The organism is Psychrosphaera sp. 1_MG-2023, assembly GCF_030548245.1.
Lineage (GTDB): Bacteria > Pseudomonadota > Gammaproteobacteria > Enterobacterales > Alteromonadaceae > Psychrosphaera > Psychrosphaera algicola.
Genome location: NZ_JAUORW010000005.1, coordinates 121,721 through 135,656 on the forward strand (window position 1 = coordinate 121,721; position 13,936 = coordinate 135,656).

Annotated in this window: 14 protein-coding genes; 6 read left to right on the forward strand and 8 right to left on the reverse strand. The window is 41.5% G+C overall.

All coding sequences use genetic code 11. The features are described from left to right. Positions 1-2 precede the first annotated feature (2 nt). The gene (locus Q4575_RS06155; RefSeq protein ID WP_303521721.1) at positions 3-551 is read right to left on the reverse strand and encodes a chorismate lyase; all 549 of its coding nucleotides are present in this window, start codon (positions 549-551) and stop codon (positions 3-5) included. 167 nt (positions 552-718) lie between these two features. Between Q4575_RS06155 and Q4575_RS06160 the strand changes: the two genes are divergently transcribed. Then, positions 719-1,114, forward strand: a complete 396-nt coding sequence (locus Q4575_RS06160; RefSeq protein WP_215964501.1) for a flagellar basal body-associated protein FliL — start codon at positions 719-721, stop codon at positions 1,112-1,114. 101 nt (positions 1,115-1,215) lie between these two features. Here the strand turns inward: Q4575_RS06160 and glpG are convergent, their stop codons facing one another. The 6 genes from glpG to leuA all read right to left on the reverse strand — a co-directional run bounded on the left by glpG (position 1,216) and on the right by leuA (position 7,245). Continuing rightward, positions 1,216-2,046 carry a rhomboid family intramembrane serine protease GlpG gene (gene glpG, locus Q4575_RS06165; RefSeq protein WP_215964500.1) on the reverse strand — a complete coding sequence of 277 codons (831 nt, stop codon included), beginning with the start codon at positions 2,044-2,046 and terminating at the stop codon, positions 1,216-1,218. Between the two features lie 7 nt (positions 2,047-2,053). Beyond that, positions 2,054-2,377: a thiosulfate sulfurtransferase GlpE gene (gene glpE, locus Q4575_RS06170; RefSeq protein ID WP_215964499.1), complete on the reverse strand. Its 324-nt coding sequence runs from the start codon at positions 2,375-2,377 to the stop codon at positions 2,054-2,056. A 187-nt stretch (positions 2,378-2,564) separates the two neighbouring features. Further along, positions 2,565-3,170 (reverse strand): 3-isopropylmalate dehydratase small subunit, encoded by a 606-nt coding sequence (leuD, locus tag Q4575_RS06175; RefSeq protein ID WP_215964498.1) that lies wholly within the window; start codon positions 3,168-3,170, stop codon positions 2,565-2,567. 11 nt (positions 3,171-3,181) lie between these two features. Next, a complete protein-coding gene (gene leuC / locus Q4575_RS06180; protein ID WP_303521723.1) occupies positions 3,182-4,579 on the reverse strand; it encodes a 3-isopropylmalate dehydratase large subunit in 1,398 nt (465 codons plus the stop codon). 14 nt (positions 4,580-4,593) lie between these two features. Beyond that, complete coding sequence (leuB, locus tag Q4575_RS06185) at positions 4,594-5,658, reverse strand: 3-isopropylmalate dehydrogenase (protein ID WP_303521724.1); 1,065 nt, start codon at positions 5,656-5,658, stop codon at positions 4,594-4,596. 24 nt (positions 5,659-5,682) lie between these two features. Continuing rightward, positions 5,683-7,245 carry a 2-isopropylmalate synthase gene (leuA, locus tag Q4575_RS06190; protein WP_303521725.1) on the reverse strand — a complete coding sequence of 521 codons (1,563 nt, stop codon included), beginning with the start codon at positions 7,243-7,245 and terminating at the stop codon, positions 5,683-5,685. A 527-nt stretch (positions 7,246-7,772) separates the two neighbouring features. On the opposite strand from leuA, the gene Q4575_RS06195 reads away from it, so the two are divergent. The 5 genes from Q4575_RS06195 (at position 7,773) to Q4575_RS06215 (ending at position 12,084) form a co-directional block, all read left to right on the forward strand. Further along, positions 7,773-10,031 (forward strand): S9 family peptidase, encoded by a 2,259-nt coding sequence (locus Q4575_RS06195; protein WP_303521726.1) that lies wholly within the window; start codon positions 7,773-7,775, stop codon positions 10,029-10,031. A 136-nt stretch (positions 10,032-10,167) separates the two neighbouring features. Beyond that, positions 10,168-10,827 (forward strand): HD domain-containing protein, encoded by a 660-nt coding sequence (locus tag Q4575_RS06200; protein ID WP_303521727.1) that lies wholly within the window; start codon positions 10,168-10,170, stop codon positions 10,825-10,827. Then, on the forward strand, positions 10,824-11,348 hold the full coding sequence (locus tag Q4575_RS06205; RefSeq protein ID WP_215964493.1) for a DUF1439 domain-containing protein: 525 nt from the start codon (positions 10,824-10,826) through the stop codon (positions 11,346-11,348). The genes Q4575_RS06200 and Q4575_RS06205 overlap by 4 nt, the downstream gene beginning before the upstream one ends. A 24-nt stretch (positions 11,349-11,372) precedes the next feature. Continuing rightward, on the forward strand, positions 11,373-11,558 hold the full coding sequence (locus tag Q4575_RS06210; protein ID WP_303521844.1) for a DUF1272 domain-containing protein: 186 nt from the start codon (positions 11,373-11,375) through the stop codon (positions 11,556-11,558). A gap of 61 nt (positions 11,559-11,619) precedes the next feature. After that, complete coding sequence (locus Q4575_RS06215) at positions 11,620-12,084, forward strand: isoprenylcysteine carboxylmethyltransferase family protein (protein ID WP_303521728.1); 465 nt, start codon at positions 11,620-11,622, stop codon at positions 12,082-12,084. A gap of 81 nt (positions 12,085-12,165) precedes the next feature. Here Q4575_RS06215 and Q4575_RS06220 read toward each other — a convergent pair whose 3' ends face one another. Next, positions 12,166-13,926: an alpha-amylase family glycosyl hydrolase gene (locus Q4575_RS06220; protein ID WP_303521729.1), complete on the reverse strand. Its 1,761-nt coding sequence runs from the start codon at positions 13,924-13,926 to the stop codon at positions 12,166-12,168. Positions 13,927-13,936 lie beyond the last annotated feature (10 nt).

The following is a 13,936-nucleotide window of genomic DNA, read 5'->3' on the forward strand; positions in this document are numbered from 1 at the left end:
AGCTATTGGAACAATGACGGTAAAAAACATTCACAAACCAAAAGTGGCTTACGATTGAGATGGAATAACGAACGACGAATATAACACGGCTCGTTAATCGTTTGTTGCAGTTCTTGTTGGATATACAGCCCGAGTTGAGACGTTGAAGTGACCTCTGCAAACTCTATATCGCCTCGTATCGCCTGTGGGGACTGAAATAATACTTGGCCTAGGGATTGATTACCAAGCTCTGTTAACATCGTTTCTGTGCCGGTCGTGGTGGTGTCAGGCATAATGGTTTGGGCATAAACTAACGGCACATCACCTTGCTGTAACAAAACCTCTCGAAATAAGGCGCTACCTTCTTGACTGGGTAAGGCTGGATGTAAAAGTGCCCTGTTTGGCAATGTCGTTTGCGCCAGTACGGCAACATTAAATGCGATGCCTAGCTCTTTAATTTTAACCGTTAGTGAGCTTTCACCCTTTATCCATTGGGCGACGTCGGATCGGAGCTTTGTAAATTGTTCGGAATCCAGCGAAAACCAAGTTTCCGGTAAAGTTAAAGGGTGCAACAGCGTCTTCCATTTATGAGTCTGGGCACATGTTAACAAACAATGTTGCTAAAGCTCAAAGGTCGCAGAATAATATTTATTGCAACAAATTGGCATTAAGGCTGGTAGTTGTTAATTAATTCACTAAAATTAGACATTATACTTAAAGCCATCTTAGAGAAACCTACATGTTGCGTTTACTGCTTGTTTCAATTGCCAGTTTTGTTTTGTTATTTACCGCACCGGCGCAAGCTGAGCCTAAAAACATAGGTTACTTTGGTTTTGAACCGGACATCATCACAAATTATGTCAGTAATAAACGTAACATTGGGTTTATTCGTATCACGGCGGAGTTGATGATAACCGACGTTGCCAATGTTGGCATTGTTGAACATCATTCACCACTATTGCGCGACGCAATTATTGATATTTTAATGAGACAACCTGAACAGAAAGTTAAATCTATGACGGGACGTGAAGAAATTCGATTAAAAATATTGGACCGCTTACAAGAATTAATGAAGAAAGAAACGGGCCAGACTTTAGTGAAAGATATTTTGTTTACTAAATATCTTTATCATTAATAACACCAAGACAACTCGGCGAACGTTAGCCAAGGTTCTTTATAAATAACTCGATAACTCAACCACACGCGCTTGCAAAAGCACAGTGTTTATCAACTGTGCTAGGTGCGAGGTTCAGGTTTTACCATGATTTGAGCTAACGCTATGCCTGATATTAAGCCAAACAAATGCGCCCAGTTTGCCATTGCGACGGGTAATATTTCGAGAAAGCCTAAAATCATCCAACCCACTAAAAAGATAAAAATATTATTCGGTAGGAAAATGCTCTTAGATTGGTGGAAGGTTCCGCAGTACCATGTAAAACCAGCCAACGCGTAGTTAACTCCAGATAAACCAGCAAAGTTAGCATTGACTAATAAAGCCTGTGCAATATTAGACGAGGCGGCACTTAATAACACAACGATGAGTAAAGTTTGTTTACCCAAGACCTTCTCAATTCGACCACCTAAATACCACCACCAGCATAAGTTAAATGCAATATGCATTGCGCTTAAGTGGATAAATGCGGGGGTTACTACACGGTAAAACTCAGTAAGTTCAAACGAAAAACTAAAGTGAGCTTTAAAAAATCCGTAAAAACCAAACCAAGATAATAAAAAGACAGAGGCACACAACAAGGTGATAAATCGAGTAAGTGGTCCAGCACTTCGCCAAATACGGGCCATGCCAAATGATTGTGTTTGCTGTGTTTGCGGTTGCCCCACTTGCCAAGAGGCATCTAAATACTTAGGGTCATTTGGGTTGCTAACAAACTCTTGATAAAACGTTTGTGCCTGATGAAATCCATCGGGGTCAACCCAAATCTCCCATTCGAGCCGTCCCAGTTCATTAGCTGACTCGTTTTGTAAATTTGCGTGAATGTGCTGTAGTTTCAGGTAATCGATAAATGCCTGAGCGGCACGTTGATTAGGGATACTGGCAAGTAATAGCATCTATAAATTATTCGCTTAACGTAACAAATGGGAAGTTTTGCTTCCACATTTCAAAACCACCATCAACAGAATAGACTTCTTCGTATCCTTGTTGAACCAAGTATTGCGCTGCACCTTGCGAGCTGTTGCCGTGATAGCAAAAAACCAATACCGGAACATCGTAATCGTATTTCTGGCTAAACGAAGTCATAGAGCCATTAGATAAATGGAATGAATTGGCGATGTGACCGTTTGCAAATGACTGGTCGTCACGTATATCAGCGATGACAACATGGCCTTTTGCAATCAAGTCGTTTGCTTCAGTAACGCTGATCCGTTTAAAGTCAGTCATAATTTTTTCCTATAAGCGAGATTGATCAAATAGTACCAAAACCCACGTATTTGTCGATTGTTCACCGCAGCTTAGATGAAAAAAAACCGCAACCCTTAATAGGATGCGGTTTAAGTGACAAGACGATCAGGGTAAGAGCACCTCAAATTGTCTTGTTATCAGTTGAAATACTGACTCAAGGAGTGGCTTATTGCCACGCTCGTTGCGCTTCTAAGTTTTGCTCAAATGCACTTATTTGGTCGTTAAACTCTTCGGTTACACCGATAAAATCTAAGTTTTTAAGTAAACGTTCACGCACATCTTCAGCAATTTCAAAATCAATAGCCGCTTGGCCATCAACCAATAACTGTTGGTTTTTAAGATCCACTTTTAATTCAAATGGTTCACCAGATTGGCCTAAATCAAACAACGCATCGATTTGAGCGTTGCTAATTTTTGCTGGAACAATTTGATTGTTAATGCAGTTATTGTAAAAAATATCCGCAAAGCTTGGAGCGATAACCACTTGAAAACCATATTGTTTCAATGCCCAAGGGGCATGTTCACGGCTCGAACCACAACCAAAGTTTTCGCGAGTTAATAGCACCGACGCACCCTGATATTGAGGAAAGTTCAAAACAAACTCTGGGTTTGGTTCGCCGTTGTCTAAATAACGCCAGTCAAAAAACAGCGCTTTGTCGAATCCATCACGTTCAACCGAAGTTAAAAATTGCTTAGGAATAATTTGGTCAGTATCGACATTATTTTTGTCTAATGGGCATACAATACCCTGATGAAAAACAGCTTCAGTCATTGTCTTGCTCCTTACGCGTTACGAATGTCAACAAAGTGACCATGAATAGCAGCGGCAGCGGCCATTGCTGGGCTTACTAAATGCGTACGACCACCACGGCCTTGACGACCTTCAAAGTTACGGTTTGACGTTGATGCACAACGGTCGCCTGGTTCTAAGCGGTCGTCGTTCATGGCTAAACACATTGAACAACCCGGCTCACGCCATTCAAATCCAGCGTCTTTGAATATTTGGTCTAACCCTTCTTGTTCAGCCTGGTATTTGACACGCATTGAGCCTGGAACTACTAATGCTCGAACGCCAGAGGCGACCTTTTTATCTTTCGCTATATCAGCCGCAGCGCGCATGTCTTCGATACGAGAGTTGGTACAAGAACCAATAAATACCGTGTTGACATGAATATCGGTGATCTTTTGTTCCGCTTCCAATCCCATATAGGCAATCGCACGACGAATTGCATCGGCTTTAACCAAATCAGTTTCTTTATCTGGATTTGGGACTATTGCGTCAATGCTAACAACTTGTTCTGGGCTAGTGCCCCAAGTGACTTTAGGAATGATGTTGTCACTGTGTAACGTAATGGTATGGTCAAACGTCGCGTCACTGTCGGTCTTTAAAGAAGACCAATATTCAACGGCTTGGGTAAAGTCGTCGCCTTTTGGCGCGTAATCAAGACCTTCAACATAATCATACGTTGTCTGGTCCGGCGCAACCAAGCCTGCTTTGGCACCCATTTCAATTGCCATGTTACATAATGTCATGCGGCCTTCCATCGACAATTCTTCAATTGCCTGACCACAGAACTCTGCTACATAACCTGTACCGCCAGCCGTACCTAAGATTTCAATTACCGCTAAGATAATGTCTTTTGCCGTAATGTCAGTTCGCAACGGTCCGTTTACTTCAATTTTTAACGTTTTGGCTTTTTTCTGTTGCAACGTTTGAGTCGCTAAAACGTGTTCAACTTCAGAGGTACCTATACCAAAAGCTAAAGCCCCAAATGCTCCGTGAGTCGCTGTATGAGAGTCACCACAAACAATAGTATGACCTGGCAAAGTGATCCCTAATTCAGGACCAATTACGTGCACAATACCTTGGTTTTTGTGGTTTAAATCAAATAACGTTACACCAAATTCTTCACAGTTTTTAGCTAATGCTTCTAACTGTTTACGAGAGGTTTCACCGGCAGCGTCAAACGAACGAACTTGAGTCGATACGTTGTGATCCATCGTTGCAAATGTTTTGTCTAAACGACGCACAGGACGATTTTTTTCACGTAGTCCCGCAAATGCCTGAGGTGACGTGACTTCGTGTACCAAATGACGGTCGATATATATCAAACTTGTATCGCCGTTAATTTCGGAGATGTAATGTGCATCCCAAATTTTTTCGTATAATGTTTTTGCCATGTCGATTGCCTTAATTAGATCGCTGCTGCAATGGCGTTTGCCACGTCAGAAGTAGAATATGATTTGCCGCCCTGCGCGATGTCACCAGTAACGATGCCTTGCTTAATTACGTCAGCCACAGCTTGGTCGATTGCATTAGCTGCATCGTTTTGGTTTAAGCTGTAACGTAATAATAAAGCAGCACTTAAGATCTGCGCTATTGGGTTAGCAATGCCTTGGCCTGCAATATCAGGGGCGGAGCCACCAGCAGGTTCGTACATGCCAAATCCTTTGTCATTTAAGCTTGCAGACGGTAGCAGTCCCATAGAACCTGTGATCATTGCACATTCATCAGACAAAATGTCACCAAATAAGTTGTCGCACAACAACACGTCAAACTGAGATGGATCTTTTATCAACTGCATTGTCGCGTTGTCGATATAGATATGCTCAACTTCAACATCTGGGTAATCTTTTGCCATTTCGTTAACGGTTTCGCGCCACAAAATAGAGGTTTGTAATACGTTTGCTTTATCAACCGAAGTGACTTTGTTACGACGCTTGCGAGCGGCTTCAAAACCAAGTTTAGCGATGCGTTGAATTTCAGGTTTTGAATAACGCTGAGTATCAAATGCCGAATCGCCTTCACGGCCTTTTTCACCAAAATAAATACCGCCCGTTAATTCACGCATAACTAATACGTCAAACCCTTTGGCACTGATATCAGCACGCAACGGAGAGATAGGTGCAAGTGATGAAACTAATGCCGCTGGGCGCATATTACAAAATAACGAAAAGTGTTTACGTAACGGTAATAACGCACCGCGTTCTGGTTGGTCGTTTGGCGCTAGGTTTTCCCATTTAGGACCACCAACAGAACCAAACAAAATCGCGTCGGATTTTTCACAAAGTTCTAATGTTGCTGGTGGCAACGGGCTTCCGTGATTGTCGATGGCAATGCCACCTACGTCAGCGAATTCAAAGTTAAGAGAAAATCCAAACTTAGTTTGTACTTTTTCTAACACGGTTATTGCCGCTGCCATAACTTCTGGACCTATGCCGTCACCTGGTAAAACAGCAATGTTGTATTTATTTGTCATGTTACTTCCTAAATATTGCTTTGCTTAAACACCTTGGTGCTTTTCTTTAATGTCTTCGACCTGCTGCGCTCGGCGAATTAAATTTAATACGTGAATGTAGGCTTTAACCCCGGCGTGGATGATGTCGGTTGCCAATCCAGTACCGTGGAAATTACGCCCCATAAATTCAGCAATAATATCCACTTGGCCAATTGCGTCAGCGCCTTCGCCTTTAGAACCCAACTTGAAGTCAATGATATTTAGCTCAACACCCGTGATATGGCGCATTGCTTTATATGAAGCTTCAATTGGTCCGTTGCCGGTTTCCGATTTGTATTTGACATCTTCGCCACCGGTTCGAATGCCAACGGTTGCTGTATTTACCGGCAAGTTGCTCGACAACCCTTGTAAAGACGCCAATTGGTAATAATCAGATTCTTCTTCCAATAATTGATTAAAGACGATTGCCTCTAAGTCATAGTCGTGAACCTGACCTTTTTTGTCGGCCAATTTCAAAAATGCGTCGTATATGTCATTTAAGTCATAATCATTTTTGTCATAACCCATTTCGGTCATTCGATGTTGAATAACATGGCGACCTGAACGGGATGTCATGTTTAGTTCGTTACTTTGCATGCCGATATGTTCTGGCTTCATGATTTCATAGGTATTTTGGGCTTTCAAAATACCGTCTTGGTGAATACCAGAAGAGTGTGCAAACGCGTTCGCGCCGACAATGGCTTTATTTTGTTGTACCGGCATATTACAAAGTTGACTAACTAATTTTGATGTCCGGAAGATTTCTTCCGATTTAATATTAGTCGTAACACCAAAGCGTTCTGCGCGGGTACGCAATATCATCGCAACTTCTTCAAGTGCACAGTTACCTGCACGTTCACCGATACCATTAACGGTACATTCAATTTGTCGTGCGCCAGCTTGCACCGCAGCAACAGAGTTAGCTACAGCTAAGCCTAAGTCATTATGACAATGGACTGATATCACGGCTTTGTCGATATTTGGTGTTAGCTCTCGAATACCACGGATGATTTCGGCAAATTCGGTAGGTTCGGTATAACCAACCGTATCTGGAATATTGATGGTTGTTGCACCAGCGTCTATAGCACGCTCGATAACATAGGCTAAATCTGCAACCGGAGTACGACCAGCATCTTCACAGGAAAACTCAACGTCGTCGGTATAGGTTTTTGCTAACGTGATGGCTTTCACTGCCATGTCAGTTGCTTGTTCTAACGTCTTTTGTAATTTGTGTTCCAAATGGATTGGGGAGGTTGCGATAAACGTATGAATACGACGTTTCTCAGCTGGCGCTAACGCTTCACCACAGGCGATGATGTCTTTGTCAACTGCGCGTGCCAAACCACAAATTGTTGGGCCTTTAACTTCTTTGGCAATGGTTTGTACGGCGTCGAAATCACCTGGCGATGAAACTGGAAAACCAACTTCCATAACATCAACACCTAGACGGGCGATGGCGTGGGCAATTTGCAGTTTTTCACGCTTACTTAAACTGGCTCTAAGGGCCTGTTCACCGTCGCGCAATGTGGTGTCGAAGATGACAACCTTATCTTGTTCTGTTGTAGCCATGTTACTTCTCCTGTAGTTCGCCAAAGACGTTTTGATCTATACCCTATCTTTTGTGTATTTACTGTCGTTTATACACTTTGTCTAAAGCGGCGAGGATTCTACTTTCGGTATAAAAAAACCCCGCTGCTTAGGCGGGGTTTCATTGAATTTGTTTTTATCTCAAACAACAACAAACGACCCGCGCTTAGATAACAGCAGCAGGTTGAGTAGTAAAAAAGATGTTGTATTGAATAAATGTGTCATTTTTTTAAATAAATATTCTTTTCTATTTAGAACCTAATTTTTAACATTCATGAAATTGGAGTGCAAGCTCTAATTTAAAAATGCCCTAAAAACTTTCTTCTTTATTATACGTTCTAGTTATTTTTAGCAGAAAACGGCCAATATTGGCAAGTCGCTAAGCCAAAATCGCAAAAATACGAGGTTAAGTCGATAAATTGAATGCAATATACGATACTGCACCTATTTAAATATGCGTTAGCGGACTATCATTTGATTAGGTAAAATAAAAAGGCAAAATAAGCACAATGGTCACTAGGCAATGGGCGACAAACGCCACAACATTATTCACACACTCAGTATTGTTAGTTCGACGTAATATTAAGTCACTTAATTTTTTATTACTTAGTGTACTTAGTTTTTCACTCATCGGATGTAATCAATCTACTAATATGACTCCAGAATCAACTACCGACTCAGTCGAACAATCATCGACGCAGCATACACCGCAATTAACTCCACCTGTTGCGAAAAAAATACCCTATCCAATGACTCAACATGGTCACACTCGGGTTGATGACTACTATTGGATGCGTGACGATAAGCGTGAAAACCCAGAAATATTGGCACATCTTGAGGCGGAAAATGCCTACGCCAAGTCTCAAATGGCCCATACGGAAGCCTTTCAACAAGTGTTGTTTGACGAAATGATTGGTCGAATTGAAAAAGACGATTCAACAGTGCCATTTTTACAACAAGGTTATTGGTGGATTACAATTTATGAAGGCGAGTCCGAATACCCAATTTATAGTCGTAAAAAAGATGTCAAAGACGCCAAAGAAGAAGTATTGCTCAATGTTAACGAGCTAGCCAAGGGACACGATTATTTTGATATTGGCCGTTATTCCGTTAGCACTAACAACCAAATTATGGCGTACTCGTCTGACACAGTTGGGCGTCGTATTTATGATATCCAATTTAAAGACTTAGTTACGGGGAAGTTATACGCGGACAAATTGACGGGTTCTAATGGGTCACTCATTTGGGCGAACGACAATCAACATCTCTTTTACATTAAAAGACATCCACAGACCCTTTTAGCGTATCAGGTATATCGCCATAAAATCGGTACAGAGCAAAGCCAAGATGTACTGATGTACGAAGAAAAAGACGAAACGTTTTATACCAGTATTTCAAAAAGCCGAGATGGCCGTTTTATTGAAATTAACCACACTTCTAATACCACGTTAGGCGTAAGTCTACTGGATGCCAGTAAGCCTTTAGGTCAATTTGAATTGTTGTATCCTTTGGTTGAAGGTCACGAATACACGTATGAAAACAGACAAGATTGGTTTTATATCTACACCAACGACAACGCCAAAAACTTCAAAATAATGAAAGTTAAAGCACAAGACAGCCATGACAAAAGCAAGTGGCAGGAAGTTCTGGCGCACCGAGAAAACGTCTTTATCGAAGATTTTATCGTACTTAATGATTATCTCGTCGTTGAAGAAAAAGAACGCGGTTTGACCCAAATTCGGGTCATTGAGTTAGCAACAGGCAAAACGTCTATGTTGCCATTTAATGACCCAGCGTATTACGCGACCTTTTCGGTTAACAAACAGATGGACAGCCAAAAACTGCGGTTGGAATATAGTTCGATGACAACACCGGATATGGTGTTGGAATACGACTTAAAAACACTTAACGCAAAAACTTTAAAACAAGACAAAGTCATAGGTGAATTTGATTCTAATTGGTACGGCAGTGAGCGTGTTTTTGTTAAAGCTCGCGACGGAAAAGAAGTCCCAGTGTCGCTGGTGTATCGCAAAGATAAGTTTAAAAAAGACGGCACCAACCCGCTATATCAATATGCCTATGGTTCATATGGCATTACTGTAGACCCGTATTTTTCCGCGTCGCGTATTAGCTTACTCGACCGAGGTGTTGTGTTTGCCATTGCCCATGTTAGAGGTGGTCAGCTACTCGGTCGCGTTTGGTATGAAGACGGCAAAATGATGAATAAAATGAATACGTTTAATGACTTTATTGATGTGACTAAAGGACTAACACAACTAGGTTATGCCGACAAAAACAAGGTTTACGCCGGTGGTGGCAGTGCCGGAGGCTTACTCATGGGCGCAATTGCTAATATGGCACCAGAGTTATATTTAGGTATTGGCGCACATGTCCCATTTGTTGATGTTGTGACCACTATGTCAGACGCCACGATTCCACTAACGACCGGTGAATATGGCGAGTGGGGGAACCCAGCTGATAAAGAAGCGTATGAGTATATACAATCCTATTCACCTTACGATCAAGTCGCTAAACAAGATTATCCGCACATGTTAGTGACAACCGGTTTGCATGACTCTCAAGTACAATACTTTGAGCCAATGAAATGGGTAGCAAAATTAAGAGAGTATAAAACCGATAATAACAAATTGCTGTTTGTGACCAATATGGAGGCTGGACACGGTGGTTCATCAGGTCGTTTTAGAGCCTATAAAGAGCGAGCTTTGGAAACTGCGTTTTTCTTCGACCTTGTTGGTATAACAAAATAGCTTAAATAAATGTGATTAGAACGCAAAATTGTATAGCGCCGCATCGGGTATTATTTCTCGATGTGGTGTTTTTTTATTTACCCACAATTCAGTAAGGATTACCATAACGTCATCTCTTTCTTGATAAATGGTAGTTATGAATTTATCTCAGTTCGAACTTCAATTTGCCGACTTTATTCAACAGCAACAAATTCACGACGCTGCCCATGACCTGAATCATATAAAACGTGTGGTGCAATCAGCTAAACAAATTGCCTATGCTGAAAACGCTGATTTGAATGTTGTTGTTCCCTCGGCTTGGTTACACGATTGTGTGTCATTTCCAAAAAATCATCCAGATAACAAGCGTGCATCGGTATGTGCTGCAGATAAGGCCATTGAGTTTTTAACTTCGGTGAACTACGACAGCCAATATAATGAAGCGATTCATCACGCAATTTGTGCCCATAGTTACAGTGCTAAAATACCGACTGAAACTTTAGAAGCGCAAGTAGTACAGGACGCTGACAGGCTTGATGGATTAGGCGCCATAGGTGTAAGCCGGTGTATGCTGGTGGCGGGTAAGCTCGACAGTAAAATATACAGCAATGACGATCCGTTCTGTCAACAACGCGAACCCAATAGCAAAATAGCCGCGGTAGACCATTTTTATGAGAAACTATTTAAAACCGCTGAAACCATGAAAACAAATGCTGGTAAGACCGAAGCCGATAAAAGGGTGCGTTTTATGAAATTGTTTTTGTCCCAGTTAAGTAAAGAGATAGACGCCGAAAAGGTGTTGGAGAGTAATTTATGAAAGTTGTATTCGTTTTCTTGTTGTTAGTCGCTAGTTGTAATTTGTGGGCTTTGGGATTGACCAAAACAATTCAGCAAAGTGAGATCCAACAAAAGTTAGATCAAATGATGCCGCTGGAACGCACAAAGTACTTTGTTAAGGTGAAAATAAGCGACCCCAAAATCGCCTTGAAATCTGGCCAGGACGCGCTATATATTGAAGCGACGATCACCGCTTCTGGCCCTGGTGGTTTAGGCGGTTCAGGTTTGGTTGGAGTTACAGGTGATGTTGAATATCGCACCAAAGAAGGTGCGTTTTATTTACAAAACCCTAAGGTCGCAAAATTGGCGTTTAATGATGTGCCAACGGCTATACAACCTAAGATTAAAAAATCGGTGGAGAAGCTGGTCGCTAAAGCGTTAAAAAAATACCCAATTTATCAATTAGACGATACCGACATGAAACAAAAATTAGCTAAGTCGACCATCAAAAGCATTAAGGTTATTGACGAAGCCGTTGAAGTTGAGCTGAGTCTGTTTTAACAAATAGAGACACTTATGTTAGAAATGAAATCCGCGTGTGAAAAATGTACTGGCTCACTGTTAGAACAAAAAAAAGCGTATATTTGCTCATACGAATGTACCTTTTGTGAAGACTGTACAACGGCAATGGCGAACGTGTGCCCCAATTGTCAAGGAACACTGGTACTTAGACCAACAAGGGAAAATAAGCCGAATCAGATAAACGAATAAGTGCCATTCGTAAGCATTAGAAACTTAAATATTAAAAATTGAACAACAAGCAAGGAAGTATATGAAGTTAACTTGGTTAGAGCTGAAATTACCACCCGTGTTATTAGTCATTATTTTGATGGTAGTTATGACACTTGTTAAAACATTGGATCTCAGTTTATTTGAATTTGCACGACAGACAGAAGTTGGCGGTATTTTAGCTGGGTTTGGACTTGTTGTAATTGCCGCAGGTGTGATGCAATTTGATCAAGCTAAAACCACAGTAAACCCAGTTAAGCCTAATGAAACAAGCCGAGTTGTATCGACCGGCATATACAGTATTACTCGTAATCCAATGTATCTTGGAATGTTGTTTGTATTGACGGGCTGGTGTGTTTATCTCGGCATTATTGCTAACCTAGCATTTTTGGTGATATTTGTTCTGTATATGGTTCAGTTTCAAATTAAGCCAGAGGAAAAAATATTAAGGCAGATGTTTGGTGAGGAATATGACGAGTATGTAACTCGAGTTCGACGCTGGATATAACATGTTAAAAGCTTCTTTAATAAGCCGCGACAGTGAATTTACTACTATCGCGGCAATCTCAAAAATCAAATAGCGACTTTTTTAGCTATTATCAACTGTGTAATTTGTCAGCCACACCGTTTGATATGGTGTTAACGTCACATCTTCTGTTGTGTCTTCAATGGTTTGTGCTGTTATTAAATCAACCCATGGATCTGTTGCGATTAAATTGATTTCACTTAATCTGAGAGTTTGTGGTTGATCGCTAATGTTACTGACACAAAAGATACTTTGTTTTCGGTCTAAGCTTTGTCGCCAAAAACCAAATAATTGTAACCCTAAGTGCAAAACAAACTGGGTGGCATTTGGGTGAAACGCCGGTTGTGCTGTTCTGATGTCGATAAGCTCTAACATCCGTGACAACACTTTAGAGTGTGCGTTTTTAGGTTGTTCCAATTGCTCGTTTAAGCTTGGTAAATCCCAACGATGTCGATTAATCGCACGATTATGATGAGTATTTTTTAACTTTTCATAGTCATTACGAGTACCCAGCATACTGTGGAGGTAAATCCCTGGGATCCCTTCTAAGCCAAACATGACGGCATGTGCACAGATGAAACGCTCCAATCCCCATTTATCTTCACCATTTACAGTGCCCTGCAATGCATCATATAAGGCAATGTTAATTTCATAGGCTTTTTGCTCACCATCTTCACTTGTCCGCCAACTGACGCGACCACCAAAGTTTTGCATTGTGCTAACGAGACTATTGAGCTCTTGATCGCTCAACAAGCCCTCTGCAGGCCTTAAACCGATCCCATCGTGCGATGCGATAAAGTTGAAATACGATGTGCCATTTTGTGCAGGTGGCATACTCATTAACCAACGTTTAAGGTACAAACAACTGCCGGTAATTAACGTATTGACCAGTAACGGCGGCAACGAGAAATTATAGATACAATGCGCTTCATTGGCGTTGCCAAAGTAAGTTAAGTTTTGGGTGTTAGGGATATTGGTTTCGGTAATGATCACGGCTTCTGGAACGGCATGTTCGATCAAGGTTCTCAATAACCTAATAATTTCATGGGTTTGCATTAAGTTTATTGAGTTTGAACCAACAATTTTCCATAAAAACGCCACGGCATCCATGCGGAAAATACATACGCCAGCATCGAGATACTGGCGAATAATGGAAACAAACGCGATCAAGACGTCGGGATTGCGGAAATCTAAATCGACCTGATCGTGACTAAAGGTACACCAAACATGTTTTGTGCCTTGTGCTGTTTCTGTTTCTCTAAGCAGAGGGCTGGTTCTAGGCCGAACTACGGCAGATAAGTCATCGTCTGGTTGGGCCGTAAAAAAGTAATCGCTACCTTTGCCCTCGCCTTTTATGAAGTTTTCAAACCACACACTACGACTAGAACAGTGGTTGATTACCAGATCGGACATTAGCTTTCGTTTGCCAGCGATAGCTGAGATATCAGACCAATCACCGAGTGATTCGTTAACACTCGAATAGTCTATGACGGAAAACCCATCGTCTGAACTATAAGGAAAAAACGGCAATATATGAACACTGTTAATACTTGAGCCAAAGTGTTTATCCATAAAGCCATCAAGGGTTTTTAATGGCTTTTCACCTAACTGAATGACACTGTCACCGTAGGTGATCAAGATCATGTCTTTTTCGTCCCAATGATTGGCAAAAGGAACCGGGGATTTTACCTCGGCACCTAATCGCATTTCGTCTAGCAATTGCTGGCGAAATTCTTGGATAGAACGGTCCAATGTAACATCGGCATAGATGAGCCCTAACTGATGTTCTAACTTTTGACTAAGCTCGGTAACAGCGTCGTTCATAGTGGCTCCT